The sequence below is a fragment of the Luteimonas sp. GW821-FHT14E02 genome (assembly GCF_058803905.1).
Window position 1 is genome coordinate 64,431 of record NZ_JBXAPK010000011.1, and the last position, 18,881, is coordinate 83,311.

Annotated in this window: 16 protein-coding genes; 6 read left to right on the forward strand and 10 right to left on the reverse strand. The window is 65.4% G+C overall.

What is annotated here, in order from left to right:
• Positions 1-8: 8 nt before the first annotated feature.
• Positions 9-3,542 carry a transcription-repair coupling factor gene (gene mfd, locus AC1RNP_RS16560; protein WP_493052387.1) on the reverse strand — a complete coding sequence of 1,178 codons (3,534 nt, stop codon included), beginning with the start codon at positions 3,540-3,542 and terminating at the stop codon, positions 9-11.
• A gap of 250 nt (positions 3,543-3,792) precedes the next feature.
• Between mfd and AC1RNP_RS16565 the strand changes: the two genes are divergently transcribed.
• The 3 genes from AC1RNP_RS16565 to AC1RNP_RS16575 all read left to right on the forward strand — a co-directional run bounded on the left by AC1RNP_RS16565 (position 3,793) and on the right by AC1RNP_RS16575 (position 4,724).
• Positions 3,793-4,059 carry a DUF6289 family protein gene (locus AC1RNP_RS16565; protein ID WP_493052388.1) on the forward strand — a complete coding sequence of 89 codons (267 nt, stop codon included), beginning with the start codon at positions 3,793-3,795 and terminating at the stop codon, positions 4,057-4,059.
• Positions 4,060-4,094: 35 nt separating this feature from the next.
• Positions 4,095-4,346 carry a hypothetical protein gene (locus tag AC1RNP_RS16570; protein WP_493052389.1) on the forward strand — a complete coding sequence of 84 codons (252 nt, stop codon included), beginning with the start codon at positions 4,095-4,097 and terminating at the stop codon, positions 4,344-4,346.
• 108 nt (positions 4,347-4,454) lie between these two features.
• The gene (locus AC1RNP_RS16575) at positions 4,455-4,724 is read left to right on the forward strand and encodes a hypothetical protein (protein WP_493052390.1); all 270 of its coding nucleotides are present in this window, start codon (positions 4,455-4,457) and stop codon (positions 4,722-4,724) included.
• Positions 4,725-4,824: 100 nt separating this feature from the next.
• Here the strand turns inward: AC1RNP_RS16575 and AC1RNP_RS16580 are convergent, their stop codons facing one another.
• The 3 genes from AC1RNP_RS16580 to AC1RNP_RS16590 form a co-directional block, all read right to left on the reverse strand.
• On the reverse strand, positions 4,825-5,361 hold the full coding sequence (locus tag AC1RNP_RS16580; RefSeq protein WP_493052391.1) for a GNAT family N-acetyltransferase: 537 nt from the start codon (positions 5,359-5,361) through the stop codon (positions 4,825-4,827).
• 162 nt (positions 5,362-5,523) lie between these two features.
• Positions 5,524-6,447 (reverse strand): DUF808 domain-containing protein, encoded by a 924-nt coding sequence (locus AC1RNP_RS16585; RefSeq protein ID WP_493052392.1) that lies wholly within the window; start codon positions 6,445-6,447, stop codon positions 5,524-5,526.
• An 82-nt stretch (positions 6,448-6,529) separates the two neighbouring features.
• Entirely contained in the window at positions 6,530-7,402 is an 873-nt protein-coding gene (locus AC1RNP_RS16590; protein ID WP_493052393.1) for a 23S rRNA (adenine(2030)-N(6))-methyltransferase RlmJ, read from the reverse strand.
• Between the two features lie 142 nt (positions 7,403-7,544).
• Here AC1RNP_RS16590 and creB point away from each other — a divergent pair, with 142 nt between their 5' ends.
• Genes creB through creD form a run of 3 tightly spaced genes read left to right on the forward strand, consistent with a single transcriptional unit; the run spans position 7,545 to position 11,141 of the window.
• A complete protein-coding gene (creB, locus tag AC1RNP_RS16595) occupies positions 7,545-8,234 on the forward strand; it encodes a two-component system response regulator CreB (RefSeq protein WP_493052394.1) in 690 nt (229 codons plus the stop codon).
• A gap of 9 nt (positions 8,235-8,243) precedes the next feature.
• On the forward strand, positions 8,244-9,686 hold the full coding sequence (creC, locus tag AC1RNP_RS16600) for a two-component system sensor histidine kinase CreC (RefSeq protein ID WP_493052395.1): 1,443 nt from the start codon (positions 8,244-8,246) through the stop codon (positions 9,684-9,686).
• A gap of 39 nt (positions 9,687-9,725) precedes the next feature.
• Positions 9,726-11,141, forward strand: a complete 1,416-nt coding sequence (gene creD / locus AC1RNP_RS16605; RefSeq protein WP_493052396.1) for a cell envelope integrity protein CreD — start codon at positions 9,726-9,728, stop codon at positions 11,139-11,141.
• Positions 11,142-11,216: 75 nt separating this feature from the next.
• On the opposite strand, the gene AC1RNP_RS16610 is transcribed toward creD, so the two are convergent.
• From AC1RNP_RS16610 to phoR, 6 genes are all read right to left on the reverse strand, one after another.
• Positions 11,217-11,768 carry a phosphatase PAP2 family protein gene (locus AC1RNP_RS16610; protein WP_493052397.1) on the reverse strand — a complete coding sequence of 184 codons (552 nt, stop codon included), beginning with the start codon at positions 11,766-11,768 and terminating at the stop codon, positions 11,217-11,219.
• Entirely contained in the window at positions 11,746-12,897 is a 1,152-nt protein-coding gene (locus AC1RNP_RS16615; protein WP_493052398.1) for a glycosyltransferase family 4 protein, read from the reverse strand. The genes AC1RNP_RS16610 and AC1RNP_RS16615 overlap by 23 nt, the downstream gene beginning before the upstream one ends.
• Before the next feature lie 130 nt (positions 12,898-13,027).
• Complete coding sequence (locus tag AC1RNP_RS16620) at positions 13,028-13,756, reverse strand: tellurite resistance TerB family protein (protein WP_493052399.1); 729 nt, start codon at positions 13,754-13,756, stop codon at positions 13,028-13,030.
• 90 nt (positions 13,757-13,846) lie between these two features.
• Complete coding sequence (gene ppx, locus AC1RNP_RS16625) at positions 13,847-15,379, reverse strand: exopolyphosphatase (RefSeq protein WP_493052400.1); 1,533 nt, start codon at positions 15,377-15,379, stop codon at positions 13,847-13,849.
• Positions 15,376-17,484, reverse strand: a complete 2,109-nt coding sequence (ppk1, locus tag AC1RNP_RS16630) for a polyphosphate kinase 1 (protein ID WP_493052401.1) — start codon at positions 17,482-17,484, stop codon at positions 15,376-15,378. The genes ppx and ppk1 overlap by 4 nt, the downstream gene beginning before the upstream one ends.
• On the reverse strand, positions 17,481-18,815 hold the full coding sequence (phoR, locus tag AC1RNP_RS16635) for a phosphate regulon sensor histidine kinase PhoR (protein ID WP_493052402.1): 1,335 nt from the start codon (positions 18,813-18,815) through the stop codon (positions 17,481-17,483). The genes ppk1 and phoR overlap by 4 nt, the downstream gene beginning before the upstream one ends.
• Positions 18,816-18,881 lie beyond the last annotated feature (66 nt).

Consider the following 18,881-nt stretch of genomic DNA (forward strand, 5'->3'; position numbering starts at 1 on the left):
GCAGACCTCTAAGCCGCGGGCCGCAGCGTTGTCAGCAACCCGCGCGCGGCATTGAAGCGCGTGGCCGCATCGGGCAATTCCAGCTTGATGCGCAGCTTGTCCGGGCCATCCATCTGATAGAGCTTCGGCTGGCCCTGGATCATGCGGATGATCGACATCGGATCGACGTTCGGCTTCTCCACGAACTGCACACGCCCGCCGCCCGGCCCGAGATCGAGCTTGCGGATGCCCAGTTCGGTGGCTTGCAGCTTGAGTTCGGCCGTGGCGAAAAGATGTTTGGCCGCATCCGGCAAGAGGCCGAAACGGTCGATCATCTCCACCTGCAGTTCGCGCAATTCCTCGGCCGTGCGCGCGGAGCTGATGCGCTTGTAGAGCGTCAGGCGCGTGTGCACGTCGGGTAGGTAGTCGTCGGGGATCAGCGCTGGCACGTTCATCACCACGTCGGCGCCGCGTTCCTCGGGCATGTCGACGTCGGGTAGCTTGCCTTGCTTGATCGAGCGCACCGCGCGTTCCAGCAGTTCGGTGTAGAGGCTGAAGCCGACTTCGGCCATCTGGCCGCTCTGATCCTCGCCCAGCAATTCGCCGGCGCCGCGGATTTCCAGATCGTGCGTGGCAAGCGTGAAGCCCGCGCCCAACTCGTCCATCGCCGAGATCGCGTCGAGGCGCTTGCGCGCGTCGGCCGTGATCGAACGCTGATCCGGCGTCACCAGATAGGCATAAGCACGGTGATGCGAACGCCCGACACGGCCGCGTAGCTGGTGCAGCTGCGCGAGGCCGAACTTGTCGGCGCGATTGATGATGATCGTGTTGGCGTTCGGGATGTCGATGCCGGATTCGATGATCGTCGAGCACAGCAGCACGTTGGTGCGCTGCTTGTGGAAATCGAGCATCACCCGTTCCAGTTCGCGTTCCGGCATCTGGCCATGGGCGACGCCGATGCGGGCATCCGGGACGAGTTCCTGCAGCTGGCGCTGCATGCGCTGGATGCTTTCGACATCGTTGTGCAGGAAATACACCTGGCCGCCGCGTGCGAGTTCGCGCTGGAAAGCCTCGCGCAATTGCGCATCGTCCCAAGGCACGACGAAGGTCTGCACGGCCAGGCGATGCGCGGGCGGCGTGGCGATGATGGCCAGATCGCGCAGGCCCGCCATTGCCATGTTGAGCGTGCGCGGGATGGGCGTGGCCGTCAGCGTGAGCAGATGCACGTTGGCGCGCAGCGCCTTCAGCGCTTCCTTCTGGCGCACGCCGAAGCGCTGCTCCTCGTCGACGATCACCAGGCCGAGGTCCTTGAAGCGCACGTCCGGCTGCAATAGCCGATGCGTGCCGACGATGACGTCGATCTTGCCTTCGGCGAGCTTGTCGAGCTCGGCCTTGATCTCCTTCGTGCTCTTGAAGCGCGACAGCACTTCCACGCGGATCGGCCAGTCGGCGAAGCGGTCGCGCATCGTGCGGTAATGTTGTTCGGCCAGCAGCGTGGTCGGCACCAGCACCGCGACCTGCTTGCCAGCGGTGGCGGCGACGAAGGCGGCACGCACGGCGACTTCGGTCTTGCCGAAGCCGACGTCGCCGCAAACCACGCGATCCATCGGCTGCGACGAGGACAGATCGCGGATGACCGCCTCGATCGCGCTGTGCTGGTCCGGCGTTTCCTCGAACGGGAAGGTCGCGGCGAACGGTTCGTACAGCGAGCGATCGACATCCAGCGCGAGTCCGGCGCGCGCCTGCCGCTTGGCCTGGATTTCCAGCAGTTCGGCGGCGACGTCGCGCACCTTCTCGGCGGCCCGGCGTCTGGCCTTGGTCCATTGCTCGCCGCCGAGCGAATGCAGCGGCGCGGTCTCCGGCGACGCGCCGGAGTAGCGGCTGATCAGGTGCAGCTGCGCGACCGGCACGTAGAGGCGGTCGCCCTTGGCGTATTCGATCTCGAGGTATTCGCCGGGCTGGCCGCCGGCTTCGAGCGTGATCAGCCCGCGATAACGGCCGACGCCGTGGTCTTCATGGACGATCGGTGCGCCTTCGCTCAATTCGCCGAGGTCGCGAATGATCGCTTCCGGCTCGCGGCCCACGCGCTTGCGCCGGCGTGGCTGCGAAGCGCGCTCGGGAAACAGCTGGCGTTCGGTGAGGATGGCGATCGGCCCGCCGTCGATGCTGTCCGCATCGAGCGCAGAGCCGTTATCAAGCGCGAATCCGTTGTCGAGCGGCGCGACCGCGATGGAGAATTTCGCGGCTTTCTTCGTGGGCTTGCCGCTATGGATGAAGCTCTGGAAATCCGGTAGCACTTCCGGCTGCAATCCCGCTGCCTGCAACACTTCCAGAAGCGCTTCGCGCCGGCCCGCCGAATCCGTGGCGATCAGCGTACGGCCGGGATAGGCGGCGAGGAAGGATTTCAGTGCCGCGGCGGGTGCGACGTCCTTGGCGGCGACGGGCAGGTCGGGTGCGGGCTGGTCGCCGAGCGGCATGGCCTGCGCATGGCGAGGATGCTGCGCATTGCAGACTTCGACGCGCTCGGACAGATTGAGCCGCTCGCGCAGCGCATCGGGAGACAGATAAAGCTCGTTCGGCGGCAGCAGCGGACGTTCGATGTCGTGCCGGCGCTGCTCGTAACGATCGCCGGTCTGCTTCCAGAAATGATCGGCCGCCTCCGAGACGCCATCGCACAGCAGCGGCAGCGCCGCGGCGTCGAAATAGTCGAACAGCGTGGCGGTCGACTGCTTGTCCTTGCCGGAAGGCGCGAAGAACAGCGGCAGGTAGTACTCGATGCCGGCGGGCGCATGCCCTGATTTCAAATCCTGGAACAGCGCGCTGCGTCGCGTATCGATGTCGAAGCGCTCGCGCAGCGCGTCCATCGCGCGCTCGAGCGAATCCTCGTCCATCGGCACTTCGCGTCCCGGCAGCAGTTGCACGGCATCGACCTTGTCGAGCGAGCGCTGGCTTTCCGGATCGAAGGCGCGAATGGTGTCGATGCTGTCGTCGAACAGCTCCACGCGATAGGGCGTTTCCGCGCCCATCGGATAGACGTCGAGCAGCGCGCCGCGCACGGCGAAATCGCCGGGATCGAACACCTGCGGCACGTTGCGGTAGCCGGCCGCTTCCAGGCGGCGCTTCTCGGCATCGAGATCGAGTGTCTGCCCGACCCGCACGTCGAAGGCGCTGCCGACCACATACGACAGCGGCGGCAGGCGCTGCATCAGCGTCTGCACCGGCACCACGACAATGCCGCGCTTGAGCGTCGGCAGGCGATACAGCGTGGCCAGGCGCTGCGACACGATGTCCGGATGCGGACTGAACTGGTCGTAGGGCAGGGTTTCCCAGTCCGGGAAGGGCAGGACCGGGAGCGTGTCGTCGTGGCCGATCAGCGTGTGCAGATCGGATTCGAGCTGATGCGCGCTCTGGTTGTCGCGCGCGACCACCAGCAAGGGGCCGGCGTGCGCGGTGGCGGTGCGGGCGATGCTCCAGGCGAGCGCGCTGGCGCTGGCTGGCGCGCGCCACCAGGCGCGTTGTTGGCCGGACTTCGGCAGCAGGTCGAGGGCGCTGGGAGGAGTCATGAAACCAGATAGTTTAGCTGCACTGCATCATGCGCGTACTGCCAAGCGCGTCGCGTCGGCGTCACTGCCGGGTGCGGAAACGCCGTGTTATACCGGACAAGCCGTTGGCGGGGACTTGTCCGTTGGCTGCTCGCGGGCATGCGCCGATGCTGGTGGGGAAGGATCGAATTGCGTCGTCCCGGGTAGATGGGGACGCAATGACCCAGGGCAACAGGGTTTGTTGCCATCACTTTTGAAGGAAGCAATGCTCATGAAAGAAGTGAAGAAGGGAATGCGCATCAGGAATTTTCTGCTGGGCGGCGTGTTCGCGCTGACCGCCTTGTCGTCGGCCGCCGTTCTGGCACTGCCGGTGACGCCAGCGGGTTACTGGGGGATGTACACCTATTACGATGCCTCGGGCGAAATCGTGGGCCAGCGTTCACAAGGCCTGTGTCCGGGCATGGCGCCGGTCGAATGGGGCGTCCGAACGACCCACTTCGACTTCGATAAGGGCCCGTGCCAGAGCGATCCGTACTGATCCGGCAGCTCTCTCAAATTCCCGGGAGAATGGAGATGAAAAAGATCAGGCTCGTGCCCTTGGCGCGAAGAATGCTGTTTGCGATGGCATTGTTCGGAACGTTGCTGGGAACACGCGCGGCACCGGCATATGCCGCCGGCTATGTGTGGGTGACGTTCTATTACGACGACAGCGGCGCCATCGTCGGAGCCGAGAGCTGGGGCGACTGTTCGATCGGATCGTGGGGCCGCACGACCGCGAATTCGACGACACAGGTCTATGCCTGCGACGGCGAACAGCCCTACTGAACATCGGTCGCGCAACCCGCCAGCCAGGAGCCGTCATGCGTGGCGGCGGTGCGGGCGATGGATGTAATCGTTGCATTGACAATCAAACCAATCAAAGGAATCGATCACATGAAGAACACGAGGAAGGGCATGAGCACCGTGACCAAGCTGGCGCTGGTGAGTGGCGTTCTTGCGCTGGGAACGCTGTTCTCGGCTATGGCGATCCCGCCGGTGCCGGCCAATGGCTGGATCACCTACACGTACTACAACGGCGAGGGCGAAGTAGTGGGTGAGCGCTCGGAAGTCGCCGGCTACTGCAACGGCATGCAACCCTTCGAGTGGGGGGAGAGGACGCGGATCATGACGTGGCGTACCGGCAGCTGCGGTCCGATCGAGTAAATTCCAATCGAACAGAGGGACGCCCGCTCGGGCGTTCCATGCAATCAGGCGCCGGCGGATGGGAATCCATGCGCCGGCGCCGCCATTTCACTTCAGATTCTCACTCCAGATCCAGCACCACGTGGATCAGGCCCGGGGTATCGGCGACTTCGCGGCGAAAGCCCAGCGATTGCACCAGCGAGAGCATCGGCACGTTGCTCTCCAGCACATCGCCGTAGAGGTGCTTGAGCTTCTTGCCGCGCGCCCAGCGCACGAGGCGGCGCATCAGATGGCGGCCCAGGCCCATGCCGGCGATGTAGCGGCTCACCAGGATCGCGAATTCGGCATCCTGCGTGCCGGGAGTGATCGAGACGCGGGCCACGGCCCCGATCAGCGCCTCTCCGGGCGGCAGTGGCTCGGCGGCGACCAGGGCGAATTCGGTCTTGGGATGCGGCTGGGTGAGCCGCTGCGCCATCTCTGGCGAGAGCTCCTTGAGCGCGTAGAGGAAGCGCTGGCGGATCTCGTCGGGCTGCAGCAGGCCAAAGCCGGCCTGCAGCGGGCCGGCGTCATCGGCCCGGATCGGTCGGATCAGGAGGTCGCGCCCGTTGGCGAGTCGGACTTCTTCATGCCAGGGCGGAAGACGGTTGCGAGCAGCCATTGGCCCATGCTCGCATAGGGAAGGTGAAGACTGACTCTAGACGGCATGCTCTAGACGGCATGCCCTATGGACGGCATGCCCTGGACGGTATGGGCCCATCCCATGCGGGACTGGGTTCGCGCTACGCGCGTGGGCCCGTTCCCGTTCTTGAGTTTAGGCGCTCTAGGCGTGCTTGGGCTTGCGCAGGCGTGAGATCACGGCAACCACGGCCAGCACGATGATGCCCGTCACGATGCCGACGACGGCATCGAAGAGCAGGCTCACCACCGTTCCCAGCGCGCCGCCGGTATACGGTTCGATCAGATGATGGAGTGCCGCGATGCCATGGACGAGGATGCCGCCACCAACCAGGAACATCGCGGCCGTGCCGGCGATGGACAGCGTTTTCATCAGATAGGGGGCGGCGCGCAGGATCAGCGCGCCGACACCGCGCTTGAACCGCGCCCATGCGTTTTGGCGCGCGTCGCGGCTCAGCAGCAGGCCGAGATCGTCGAGCTTGACGATGCCGGCGACCAGGCCGTAGACGCCGACCGTCATGATCAGCGCGATCGCGACCAGCACCGAGATCTGGCGCGTCAGATCCTGTCCGGCGACGCTGCCGAGCGAGATGACGATGATTTCCGCCGAGAGGATGAAGTCGGTGCGGATCGCGCCTTTGATCTTGTCCTTCTCGAACGCGATGATGTCGACCTTCTCGTCCTGCACCGCATGCACCAGTTCCGCGTGGTGTTGCTCGTCCTCGGTCTTGCTGTGCAGGAACTTGTGCGCGAGCTTTTCCACGCCCTCGTAGCAGAGGAATCCACCGCCGAGCATCAGCAGCGGCGTGATCGCCCAGGGCGCGAACGCGCTGATCGCGATCGCAGCCGGAACGAGAATCGCCTTGTTGAGCAGCGAGCCTCTCGCCACCGCCCAGACCACGGGCAGCTCGCGGTCGGCATTGACGCCGGATACCTGCTGCGCGTTGAGCGCGAGATCATCGCCGAGCACGCCGGCGGTCTTCTTCGCGGCCACCTTCGTCATCACCGACACGTCGTCGAGCAGGGTGGCGATATCGTCGATGAGGGCGAACAGGCTGGATCCGGCCATGGGATTGATGATTGTGCGGTTGCCACATTCTGGCATACCGCGGCGACCGTCAGTGCGGACGGATCAAGCCGGAAGCGAGCGGCTATCCAGAGGCGCGCAGATAGTCCAGTCGCCAGGAAGCACCATCTTCTCCCAGTGCGTCACGCAGGATCGGCAGGGCGGGCGAGAGCCGCTCGTCGATCTTCCACGGTGGGTTCAAGAGCAGCATGCCGCTGCCATTCAAGCGCAGCGGCGAATCGTCCGGGCGCACCAGCAGTTCGGCCAGCAGTGCCGGCTTCGCGACGGCATGTCTGGCCGGCAGGGCGGCGGCCTTGCGCAGGAACGGCAACAGGCTGCGGCGCTGCTTGATCGGATACCACACGGCACAGATCGCCTGCGGCCAGCGCGTCAGGATTTCCTCCAGGGCCTGGAGAATGCGGGGATACTCGGCCTCCTGCGCCTCGTAGGGCGGATCGATCAGCACCAGGCCGCGTGCGTAGCGCGTCGACCCGATCCGGGGCGGCAGCAGCGCCTTGATCGCGTCGTAGCCGTCGCGCGCGTGCACGGCCACGCGCGCGTCGCCGGCGAACAGTGATTTCAGGGCGGCCGCTTCTCCGGGCTCGAGTTCGCAGGCGGCCAGACGGTCCTGCGCGCGCAGGGCATCCGCCGTCAGCAGCGGCGAGCCTGGATAGATGTCCCATGTTCCCGGCGTGTTGTGGGCCGCCACGGCATGCAGATAGCGCGCGATCGCGGGCGGCGTCGAGCCGTCGCCGGCCAGGCGCAGGATGCCGAGATCGGATTCGCCGGTCTTGCGGCTTGCCTCCTCGGCCAGCACGTAACGGCCGCGCCCGGCATGCGTGTCGAGCACGAAGAAGGCCGCATCCTTTTCCCGCAGAGCATCCAGGATCGCCAGCAGCACGACGTGCTTGAGCACATCGGCGTGGTTGCCGGCGTGGAAGGCATGGCGATAGTTCACAGGGATAGATGCGCGGGAGACGGGAAAAGTATGGAGGTTTTACCGCTACCCGTCATGCCCGCGCCGAAGCGCGCCGCCGGGATGCCGAAGCGGGAATGACGGAAAGGGGTTACGCTTTTCCCGTCCCGGATCCGCCGTCCCAATGCCCAACATCCTGCTCGTCGAAGACGAAAGCGCCATCGCCGACACCGTGCTGTATGCCCTGCGCGCGGAAGGATTCACGGCGACGCATTGCCTGGCCGGACACGAGGCGCTGCAGGCTGCGCGAGAACACACCTTCGACCTGGCCATCCTGGACGTCGGCCTGCCGGACATCGGCGGATTCGCCCTGTGCCGGGAATTGCGCCGCGATCGCGACCTGCCGGTGATCTTCCTGACCGCGCGTGATGCCGAGATGGATCGCGTGCTGGGCCTCGAACTCGGCGCCGACGACTACGTCGTTAAACCATTTTCGCCGCGCGAACTGGTCGCGCGCGTGCGCGTGGTGCTGCGCCGGATCATCACGAGCACGGGCACGACGAGCGCGGGCACATCGCAGCGACACGGCGATTTCGAACACGACGGCGAGGGCAAGCGCATCCGCTACCGTGGACAGATGCTGGATTTGACGCGATACGAATACGGCTTGCTGGCCGCGCTGCTGTCGCGCCCCGGCGCGGTGCTGTCGCGCGGGCAATTGATGGATCGCGTCTGGGGCGACGCGCTGGAAAGCGGCGACCGCACTGTCGACACCCACGTCAAGACGTTGCGCGCGAAGCTCAAGGCGATCGCGCCGGAGGTCGATCCGATCCGCACGCACCGGAGTCTGGGTTATTCGCTGGAGATCACCTAAGGCCGCGTCATGAAGATCGGTCTGCGCATCCTGCTCGGTTACTTCCTCATCGTCGCATTGGCGGGGGTTCTGCTGGCACGGGTATTCATCCAGGAGGTGAAGCCAGGCGTGCGCCAGGCGGTGGAAGATACCCTGGCCGACACCGCCAATGTCCTGGCCGAACTCGTCCGCGACGATTTCATCGGCGGCAGCATCAACGACGGACGCTTCGCCGAACGCATGCATGCGCTGGCGAAGCGGCAAGTGGGCGCCAACATCTGGGGGTTCAAGAAGGGCAAGGTGAGCTATCGCGTCTACATCACCGACGCGCGCGGCATGGTCGTGTTCGATTCGACCGGGCGGGACGTCGGCAAGGACTATTCGCGCTGGAACGATGTCTATCTCACCTTGCGCGGAAAGTACGGCGCGCGCTCCACGCGCACCGATCCCGACGACGACAACACCAGCGTCATGCATGTCGCCGCGCCGATCCGCGATGTCGATGGTCGCATCATCGGTGTCCTGACCGTCGCGAAACCCAATCAGGTGCTCGCGCCGTTCATCGCCCGCAGCCAGCGGGTGGTGATGAGTTGGGGGCTGGTGTTGCTGGGAACGGCATTGCTCGTAGGTTTGATGGCCGCGTGGTGGTTGTCACGTCAACTCGGAGGATTGCGCCGATACGCCAACGCGGTCACGGCGGGCGAGCGTGCACAGCTCCCTGATTCCGCTGGCGAGTTCGCGGACCTCGGCCGCGCGCTCGAGACCATGCGCACGCGTCTGGAAGGCAAGCAATACGTCGAGCAGTATGTTCATGCATTGACGCACGAACTGAAGAGCCCGCTCTCGGCGATCCGCGGTTCCGCGGAACTGCTGGAACCGCATCCCGGCCAGCCACCACTGCCCGAAGCGGATCGCGCGCGCTTCGTGGCCGCGATCCGCGCGCAGGGAGAGCGGATGGCGCAGACGATCGACAAGCTGCTGGCGCTGGCGGCGGTCGAGCATCGCCAGCGCATCGAAGAACCGGACGCCATCGAGCTGGACGAACTGCTGCGGGACGCCACGACCCAGGTCGAACAGAAAGCCGCCGATGCCGGTGTCGTAATCGCGTTGCCCGTTGCGAACGATGCGGTAGTGCGTGGCGATCGCTTCCTGCTACGTCAGGCGTTGGTCAACCTGCTCGACAACGCGATCGACTTCGCGCCGCGCGATTCCCGGATCGAAGTCAGCGTCGACAACAACGACGAGACGTCACGCATCATCGTGGCCGATCGTGGCCCGGGCATCCCGGACTACGCCATCGGCCGCGTCTTCGAACGTTTTTACTCCCTCCCGCGCCCCGGTGGTGGCAGCCGCAGCAGCGGACTGGGGCTGTGTTTCGTCGCGCAGGTGGCGGATCTGCATGGGGGGCATGCGGTCCTGGCCAATCGTGATGGCGGCGGAGCCCTGGCGACATTGAACCTGCCCAAGGGCTGACTTCACCCTGACTTCACCATGCCGCCATCGCGGCCCCGCATGCCTGCGGAATCCTGTCCTGCAATACGACAGAGGAGGATTCCCGTGCAGCTCGTTTCCAGGATTTCGTCGATTTTCAAGATTGCCATTGTTGTGGTGCTCACGCTGCTGATCCTGATCCCGTTGAGCATGATCCGCAGCACGATCTCGGAACGTCAGGCCTACCGCGAGCAGGCGGTGGCCACCATCGCGCGCAGCGAGGCAGGCGCGCAGGGCGTGGCCGGCCCGGTTTTGGTGGTGCCTTACACCGAGACCATCGAAGTTGAGGAAACCAACAAGGCCGGCGAAGTGATGCGTAAGGTGAAGCGCGATGGCGAGAGCGGACAGTGGATCTTCTTTCCAGGATCACTGGCGCTCTCCGGACGGATGGAGCCCTACACGCGCCGTCTCGGTCTGCACGAAGTGCGGATGTTTTCGCTTGCCGGCACGATAGGAGCACGGTTCGACGTCACCATACCGCGTGATGTCGACCCCAACCTGCCGCGCAAGATCGGGCGGCCCTGGCTGGCCTACGGCATCGCCGACGTGCGCGGATTGCGCGGAATGCCGAAGCTGCGGGTCGATGGAAAGGAAGTCTCGTTGGAGCGGGGACTGGGTGCGAGCGATGCTCCGGGACTGCATACACGTTTCGGAGCACCGGCTGCGGGAGCGCAGATGGCATTTTCGACGCAATTGCAGATCGAAGTCGGAGGTAGTGAAGCCTTTGCGTTCGCGCCGCTTGGCGACAGCAACAGACTCGAACTCGATTCGCGCTGGCCGCATCCGCAATTCAACGGTGCCTTCCTGCCGCGGACGCGCAAGGTGGACGACGCCGGCTTCAAGGCGACATGGGAAGTCTCATCGCTGGCGAGCAATGCACAGGCCCAGTATCTGCGTGGCAGCCGCATCGGGTCCGACCAGATCTCCGCGCTTGCTTCTGGCGCTCCCGGCACGCTCGATCTGATGGGCGTTTCGCTTGTGGAACCAGTCAACGTCTATTCCCAAGCCGATCGCGCCACCAAGTATGGACTGCTGTTCGTGATGCTGACTTTCGTCGGATTCTTCATGTTCGAGCTGATCAAGCAACTTCGCATCCACCCGATCCAGTACGGACTGGTCGGGCTGGCGTTGGCAATCTTCTTCCTGCTGTTGGTCAGCCTGTCCGAGCACATTGCTTTTGGTCTGGCTTATCTGGTGGCGAGTGCGGCGTGTATCGGATTGATCGGATTCTATCTGTGCAATGTCCTGCATAGCGTGGCCAGAGGCATCGGGTTCTCGGCGATGCTCGCGACGCTTTATGCTGCGCTCTATGGTTTGCTGGTATCCGAAGACAACGCCCTGGTGCTCGGATCCGGCCTGCTGTTCGTGATTCTTGCGGCGATCATGGTGATCACGCGGCGCGTCGACTGGTACCGGACCACGACGTTGCCGCAATGAGGGAGGAAAGTGCCCGGTCAGGTGATCCTGGCCGGGCATTCTGACGCGCACAGCCTCGAATCGTAGCGTCCCGCCTCACCCGAACAGGGTTGCGTTCGGAATGAGCCACAACGAAAACCCGGCCAGCCCGCTGCCGATCGCGGTCGCCGCCAGCACATCGCTGGGGTAGTGCAGACCGAGCACCACCCGCGACAGCGCCACGCTCGCCGCGAACGGTACCAGCACCCAGACGAGAGCCGGATAGTGCGCGATCGCAACCAGCGTGAAGGCGACGGCATGCAGCGTATGCCCGGACGGGAAACTGAACTCGTCCAGTGGTGCCACCCAGGCGCGGATGCGCACATCGGACGCGAATGGACGCGGCCTGCGCGTCCAGCGCTTCAGCCCCTTGTACAACAGCAATGCAATCAGACCGGTACAAGCCATGTGCGCGGAAGCGAACAAGCCGTCGTACCCATCGAAGAGCACGAGGATCGCCATCAGCGCATACCAGAACGCGCCGTCGCCGAGCCGGCTGACGATGGCGAAGAAGCGACGCACGCCGTCGCGCGCACCGTATCGGTTTGCCCGCAGGCACCAGCCCGATTCGCGGGCGAGCATGCGGCTACGCGGCGACAGTGCCTGCATCGGCGCCTCCTCGTGCTCGTGCGAGCCCTTCAAGAATGTTGTCGAATTCCGCCGCGACCTGCTCCGGCCGCAGGCTGGCGACCGCGCTGCGTGCGGCGGCACCCATCGCGGCCCGCAATGCGGGATCGCGCCCGATCCTGCAGGCAGCTTCGATGAAGCCCTCATCGTCGCCGTCGGCAATGGCGGCGCCATGCACGCCATGCCGCAGATATTCGTGCGCCGCGCCGTAATCGAATGCCACGGTGGGAATCCCGCTGGCCATTGCCTCGAGCGTCACGTTGCCGAAAGTTTCCGAATGGCTGGGGAACAGGAACAGATCGCCGCTGGCGAAATGCCGTCCGAGCGCATCGTCGCGCTGCACGCCGCGGAAGATGAAGTCCGGATGCTCGCGCTGCAGGCGCTCGCGTGCCGGCCCGTCGCCGATCCAGACGAAGCGCGCATCCGGCTGCACCGTCTGCAGGGCACGGAAGGCACGCACCGCCAGCGCCAGGTTTTTTTCCGCGGCGATACGCCCCACGTGCACTACCGCCACGGTGTCTTCCGTGATACCCCATTCGGCGCGCAGGGCGGGGTCGTGCTTCGCGGGATCGAACAGGACCGTGTCTACGGCACGCGGAAGCAACTTCACGTTATCGAAGCCGTTCCTGGAAAGAAAAGACTGCAACTCACGCGTCGGCACCAGCGTCGCGTCGGCGCCGTTATGGAAATAGCGCATCCAGCGCAGCGCCGTTCCTTCCAGGAAGGCCGCGCCGTAATCGCGCATGTAGCTGTCGAAGCGTGTGTGGAACCCAGTGGCGGCTGGGATGCCGAGTTTGCGCGCTGCCCGCAAGGCCGACCATCCAAGCGGGCCTTCCGTGGCGACATAGATGGCATCGGGGCGGTGTGTGCTCCACAGATGCGACAACCGGCGCGTGGCCGGGAATCCGAACTTCAATCCCGGATAGCGTGGCAACCCCGCGCCACGCACGAACGTTTCATGGGCGAGAGATTGCTGCCCGGCATGCTGGCGCGGCCGCACCAGCGACACCTCGTGCCCGCGCGAACGCAGTCCCTGTTCCAACGACTGCACCGTCAGCGCAACGCCGTTGACTTCTGGTGGCCAGGTTTCGGTCACGATCGCGTAATGCATACGCGGCGTCCGGGCTGAGTTCGGATGCCGCCATCGTGTTGTCGGCCGATGACGTCACGATGGCGCTTTGGTGACAGCTCTGCGACAGCGTTTATGGCATTGGTTTGACATGCCAGTTAATCGCAAGGGTTCATTGCCCTTTGGCTTGCTGCAGCTGTTGCTCTAACTGTGCTTTCAAGGCATCGTCGATCTTCAGCTGCCGCGCAAGCTCATCGAGGTAGGCGCGCTCCATGTAGCTCTGCTCGTCCGCGGCGAGCAGGCTGGCGAGGTACATCTCCGAGGCGATTTCCGGGGTGGTCGCGGCCGAGGCCACTTCGGCCGGGTCGAGCGGCTTTTCGAGTTCGGTGTGCAGCCACTGTCGCAGTTGGGGATCGTTGTCGATGCGGGTGAACTCGCCTTCGATGACTTCGCGTTCACGGGCATCGATATGGCCGTCGGCCTTGGCGGCGGCGACCAGGGCCTTGAGGATCGCCTGGCTGTGCTGTTCGGCCTGCGGTGGCGGCAGGCGATCGACGGTTTGCGGCTCGATGCCGGGCTGGCCCTGCTGCTTGCGATATTCGCCATAGGCCTTGTAGGCCAGCACGCCGACGGCGGCGACACCGCCGTAGAGAGCGATCTTGCCGGCGTGCTTGCGCACCTTCTTGTTGCCGAGGAGTAGGCCCAGCGCGCCGCCGGCCAGCGCGCCCTTGCCGAAATCGGCGTTGAGGAAGTCCGTGCCGAGCGCGCCGCGCTTTTCCTGCTGTTGCGGAGCTTCCTGCCGGACCGGCGCCTTGTTCCTCAGCAGGCCATCGAGTGCTCCACCGCCGAGGCTCTGTTGCGCGGTCTTCAGCAGTTGGTCGAGAAAGCCCTGGGTCTTCATGCGCGTCGCTCCGGAGTGGTCATGAAATCCCGACCTGTGGGCGGCGGCAATGGCCTTCAAGGATGCCGGAATGCACCGGCGGGGCGAGATTCAGACCGTCTGCACCGCCAGCAGGACACCGAGCGCTTCAAGATCGTCCGGTTCGCCGGCGAGATCGGCGCGCAGCAGCGGGCGCGATTCCAGCCAACGTTTTGATAACGCGATCGCCAGCGCCGGGCCTTCGGTAGCGGCGTCGAGCTGCGGAATCGCCGCGGTCTCGTGGGCGCGATGCAGCAGTACGGCGATGCGCAGCAATGCGGCGCTGCGACGCGCGGCGGCGAGCAGGCGATCGGGCAGGGCGTTGAAGTTCGATTTGGAGATCTTGCGCCGGTGCGCGCGCACGAGCGCGGCGAGGAATTGTTGTTCCTGGCGCGAGAAGCCGGCGATGTCCGAGTTCTCCAGCACGTAGGCACCGTGAACGTGATATTGGCTGTGCGCGATGGCAAGGCCGAGTTCGTGCACGCGCGCGGCCCAGCCGAGCATGAGGCGGTCGTCGGCGGTGAGCTGCCAGGTTTCCGCCACCTGATCGAACAGGTGCAGCGCGGTCTGTTCGACCAGCGAGGCCTGTTCGGGATCGATGGCGTAGCGCTGCATGAGCGCGGCGATCGAGGCATCGCGTGGATCGTGATCGCCGGCGCGGCCGACCATGTCGTGCAGCACGCCTTCGCGCAGCGCCGCCTTGCTGACGACCATGCGATCGATGCCGAGTGCGTCGAACGCGGCTTCGAGCACGAGCACGCCGCCGGCGATGATCGGACGGCGATCCTCGGAGAGGCCTGGCAGGTTGATCGCGTCGATGCTCTCGGCCTGCAGCAGCCGGTCGCGCACTTGCGGCAGGGCTTCGGCGGTCACCGAACCCTTGGTCAGCTTCATCGCGGCGCAGATGTCGCCGATGGCCTTGTTGGTGCCGGACGAGCCCAGCACCTCGTTCCAGCCGAGCGCGCGGTAGATGCCGGCGAACTGCTGGAATTCGGCGCTCACTTCGGTCAGTGCTTCCTTCCAGCGTTTTCGCGAGAGCTTGCCGTTGCTGAAAAAGCGCCGCGTGCTGGCGACGCAGCCGACCTGCAGGCTTTCACGCTCGACCGCGTCGAAGCCGCTGCCGATGATGCATTCGGTGGAACCGCCGCCGATGTCGATCACCAGGCGCAATTGTCCCGGCTTCGGTGGTTGCGCGTGGGCGACGCCGAGATAGACCAGTCGCGCCTCTTCGCGGCCGGAGACCACTTCGATGGCATGTCCGAGCGCGTTTTCGGCCGGGACGAGGAAGGTCTGCGGCGCCGACAGCGCGCGCACGGTGTTGGTGGCGACGGCGCGCACGCGTTCGGGCGGGATGTCGCGGATGCGCTGGCCGAAGCGGGCCAGGCAGTCCAGCGCACGCTGGCGCACGTCGACGCGCAAGCCGCCCTTGCCGTCGAGGCCCTCGGCCAGGCGCACGGTCTCGCGGATGCGATCGATGGTGCGCAACTGCCCGAGCATGTAGCGCGCCACCACCATGTGGAAGCTGTTGGAACCGAGGTCGATGGCGGCAAGCAGTTCGCCGTCCTGCAATGGGGCGGCGGCGGCGCGGGCGAGGGCTGGACTCATGCGCAGATTTTAGCCAACAGAGCCGCTTGCGCCGAATGCGGCATGTCGCCGTTTTCCGGTTGCAGCTTGCGGTAGCTGCCGTCGCTCTGCAGTTCCCAGGCGTTGAGGTTGTCGGCGAGATAGTTGTCGAGAGCCTCGTCCTGCACGCGCGCCGCGAGTTCGGGATCGAGGATCGGGAAGCCGGTCTCCACGCGTCGCAGCAGATTGCGTTCGAGCCAGTCGGCGCTGGTGCAGAACAGGTCGGGATCGCCGTCGTTGGCGAACCAGTAGACGCGGCTGTGTTCGAGGAAGCGGCCGACGATCGAGCGCACGCGGATGTTGTCGGAGAAGCCGGACACGCCCGGGCGCAGCGTGCAGGCGCCGCGCACGATCAGGTCGATGCGGACGCCGGCCTGCGAAGCGTTGTACAGCGCGCGCACCACTTCGGGTTCGTTGAGGGCGTTCATCTTGGCGATGATACGTGCTGGCCTGCCGGCCTTGGCATGCCTGGTCTCGCGCTCGATGCGCTTGAGCACGCCGGTGTGCAGGGTGAAGGGCGATTGCAGCAGGCGCTTGAGCTTGATCGCGGGCGCGAGGCCGGACAATTGCTGGAAGATCAGGTGCACGTCGTTGCCGATGTCGGGATCGGCGGTGATCAGGCTGAAATCGGTGTAGACGCGCGCGGTGCCGGAGTGATAGTTGCCGGTGCCCAGGTGCACGTAGCGGCGCAGCTTGCGGCCTTCGCGGCGCACGATCAGCAGCATCTTGGCGTGGGTCTTGAAGCCGACCACGCCGTACACGACCTGCACGCCGGCTTCCTGCAGGCGATCGGCGAAGGCGAGGTTGGCTTCCTCGTCGAAGCGCGCGCGCAGTTCGATCACCGCGGTCACGTCCTTGCCGTTGCGCGCGGCCTGGATCAGGTTCTCGACGATGGGCGAATCCTTGCCGGTGCGGTACAGCGTCTGCTTGATCGCCAGCACGTTCGGGTCTTCGGCGGCTTGCTTGATCAGTTCCACGATGGGGGCGAAGCTGTCGAAGGGGTGGTGCAGCAGCACGTCGCCGTCACCGATGCGGTCGAAAATGGCATCGCTGTCCGTCATCAGGCGCGGCTGGAACGGCGGGAATTTCAGATCCGGGCGATCCACCTCATCGTAGATCTGGATGATGCGGCTGAGATTGACCGCGCCGTTGATGCGGTAGACGGCGTTGTCGGTGAGATCGAAATTGCGCAGCAGTGTCTGCACGATGGGCTTGGGGCATTGCGCGGCGATTTCCAATCGCATGGCGCGCAGATAACCACGGCCGACTAGTTCGTCGCGCAGGGCGAGGGCGAGGTTCTCGACTTCGTCCTCGTCGACGATCAATTCGGAATTGCGGGTGACGCGGAACTGATAGGCGCCTTTCACTTCCATGCCGGGGAACAGCTCGTCGACGAATTCCGACAGGATCGAGGACAGGAACACGAAGTCGTATTCGCCGCCGGAGACTTTTTGCGGCAGCTGGATGATGCGCGGCAGCGAGCGCGGCGCACGCACGATGGCGAGGTTGCCGGTTCGGCCAAAGGCGTCCTTGCCCTTGAGCACCACCACGATGTTGAGCGATTTGTTGAGGATTTTCGGGAACGGATGCGCCGGGTCGAGTCCGAGCGGAGACAGGACCGGCAGGATCTCGTCGCGGAAATAGGCACGCAGCCAGCGTGTCTGTTTCGAGTTCCAGCTGTCGCGGCCGAGCACGCGGATTCCGGCCTCGGCGAGTGATGGGCGAAGCTCGTAGTTCCAGCAATGGTATTGCGCTTCCACCAGTTCCGCGGCGCGGTCGTGGATGCGCTTGAGCAGGGCCGCGGGCGCCACGCCGTCAGTGGCGATGGGCATGCCGAAATCCTGGGCATGGCGCACGGTGGCGGCACGGATCTCGAAGAACTCGTCGAGATTGGTGCAGGAGATGCACAGGTAGCGCAGGCGTTCGAGCAGCGGCACGGTCACGTCCTGCGCCTGCGCCAGCACGCGGAAGTTGAAGTCCAGCTGCGACAGCTCGCGGTTGAAGTACAGCGAGGGATCGCGCAACGCGTCCTGTTGCGCGTTGTCGGTCGCGGGGGTTTCGAGATTGGCGACGGCTGGAGGGGTCATAGGAGGGCGGGAGAGGAGGAGGCCTGGTCGCGAATGCGCGTGCGCTCGGGACCGAAGTGACAGGAGAAGATGCTGCCGCGCCCGACTTCGCTTTCGATCTCGAGGCGGGCCTGGTGCAGCTGCAGGACGTGCTTCACGATCGACAGGCCGAGGCCGGTGCCGCCGAGTTCGCGCGAACGGCTGGTGGAGACGCGATAGAAGCGTTCGGTGATGCGCGGCAGGTGCGCAGCGGGAATGCCGTAGCCGGTGTCCTGCACGGAGAGGACGGCGCCGCCGTCATCGCCACGCGCGAAACGGATGCTGACGCGGCCACCGGCCGGCGTGTAGCGCACGGCGTTGGCGACGAGATTGGAGAAGGCGCTGTGCAGTTCCTTGATCGAGCCCCACAGGTCGACCTGGGCGACATCCTCGACCGTGATCTCGTGGCGACGCTGGCTCAGCGCTTCGGCCTCGCGCTTGAGCGTGGCCAGCATCGGCGTCATTGCCACGGATTCGTCGGTGAGGCTGTCCTGCGCTTCCAGTCGCGAGAGCGTCAGCAGGTCCTCGACGAGCTGGGTCATGCGCTGCGACTGGCGCTGCATCTCGCTGAGCATCGGCGCCCATTCGGGCTGGTCGGCCGGATCGAGCATGTCGAGATAGCCGTGCACCACGGTGAGCGGCGTGCGCAGTTCGTGCGAGACGTTGGCGACGAAGTCGCGGCGCATCTGCTCCAGGCGCATCAGCTTGCTGACGTCGCGCGCGACCAGCAGCCATAGTTCGTCGGAGTAGGGGATCAGGCGCAGGCTGAGGCGGATCGCCGGGTCGACGGGCGAGGGCGCGTCGAGCAATGGTTCGGCATGGCGCCCGGTGGCGAGCCAATGCGACACCGGCAGCGGCTGCAGGCGTTCGCTCAGCGGGGCGTCGATGTCGTCGGGATAGCGCAAGCCCAGCAGATTGGTGGCGGCGTCGTTGAACCAGCGTACCCGCTGATTGTTGCGTTCCAGTACCACCACGGCATCGGGCAGGGCGGCGGCGGCGGCGCTGTAGGCGCGCAGCATTTCGACCAGGCGGTGCTTGCGCGAACGGGTTTCGTCCTGGCTGCGGTAGAGCAGGCGATCAAGTTCGCTCCACACACCGGTGCCGGCGGCCGGCGGGGCGATCCATTGGCGTGCGGTCAGCCGCGTGAGCACGTCGCGCAGCTTCCAGTAATGCCAGGCGACGATGCCGAGCGCGGTGAGCGTGAGCACCGGCCATGGATGCTGGATCAGCAGTCCCAGCACCAGCGCGGCGACGAGAATCAGCGCCAGCTGGCCGAGCGTCTTGATCCAGGCGGTGCGGGCGTGAGGAGGCATGCGGGAATTGTGACAGACGGCGTTGGAACGTCAGGGGTGGCGCTGTCGCGTTCGCTGCTCCCCTCC

Bases quoted from the DNA above. Each gene is read 5' to 3' on its own strand.
- mfd (WP_493052387.1), bottom strand. From the start codon at position 3,542: ATGACTCCTCCCAGCGCCCTCGACCTGCTGCCGAAGTCCGGCCAACAA.
- AC1RNP_RS16565 (WP_493052388.1), top strand. From the start codon at position 3,793: ATGAAAGAAGTGAAGAAGGGAATGCGCATCAGGAATTTTCTGCTGGGC.
- AC1RNP_RS16570 (WP_493052389.1), top strand. From the start codon at position 4,095: ATGAAAAAGATCAGGCTCGTGCCCTTGGCGCGAAGAATGCTGTTTGCG.
- AC1RNP_RS16575 (WP_493052390.1), top strand. From the start codon at position 4,455: ATGAAGAACACGAGGAAGGGCATGAGCACCGTGACCAAGCTGGCGCTG.
- AC1RNP_RS16580 (WP_493052391.1), bottom strand. From the start codon at position 5,361: ATGGCTGCTCGCAACCGTCTTCCGCCCTGGCATGAAGAAGTCCGACTC.
- AC1RNP_RS16585 (WP_493052392.1), bottom strand. From the start codon at position 6,447: ATGGCCGGATCCAGCCTGTTCGCCCTCATCGACGATATCGCCACCCTG.
- creB (WP_493052394.1), top strand. From the start codon at position 7,545: ATGCCCAACATCCTGCTCGTCGAAGACGAAAGCGCCATCGCCGACACC.
- creC (WP_493052395.1), top strand. From the start codon at position 8,244: ATGAAGATCGGTCTGCGCATCCTGCTCGGTTACTTCCTCATCGTCGCA.
- creD (WP_493052396.1), top strand. From the start codon at position 9,726: ATGCCTGCGGAATCCTGTCCTGCAATACGACAGAGGAGGATTCCCGTG.
- AC1RNP_RS16610 (WP_493052397.1), bottom strand. From the start codon at position 11,768: ATGCAGGCACTGTCGCCGCGTAGCCGCATGCTCGCCCGCGAATCGGGC.
- AC1RNP_RS16615 (WP_493052398.1), bottom strand. From the start codon at position 12,897: ATGCATTACGCGATCGTGACCGAAACCTGGCCACCAGAAGTCAACGGC.
- AC1RNP_RS16620 (WP_493052399.1), bottom strand. From the start codon at position 13,756: ATGAAGACCCAGGGCTTTCTCGACCAACTGCTGAAGACCGCGCAACAG.
- ppx (WP_493052400.1), bottom strand. From the start codon at position 15,379: ATGAGTCCAGCCCTCGCCCGCGCCGCCGCCGCCCCATTGCAGGACGGC.
- ppk1 (WP_493052401.1), bottom strand. From the start codon at position 17,484: ATGACCCCTCCAGCCGTCGCCAATCTCGAAACCCCCGCGACCGACAAC.
- phoR (WP_493052402.1), bottom strand. From the start codon at position 18,815: ATGCCTCCTCACGCCCGCACCGCCTGGATCAAGACGCTCGGCCAGCTG.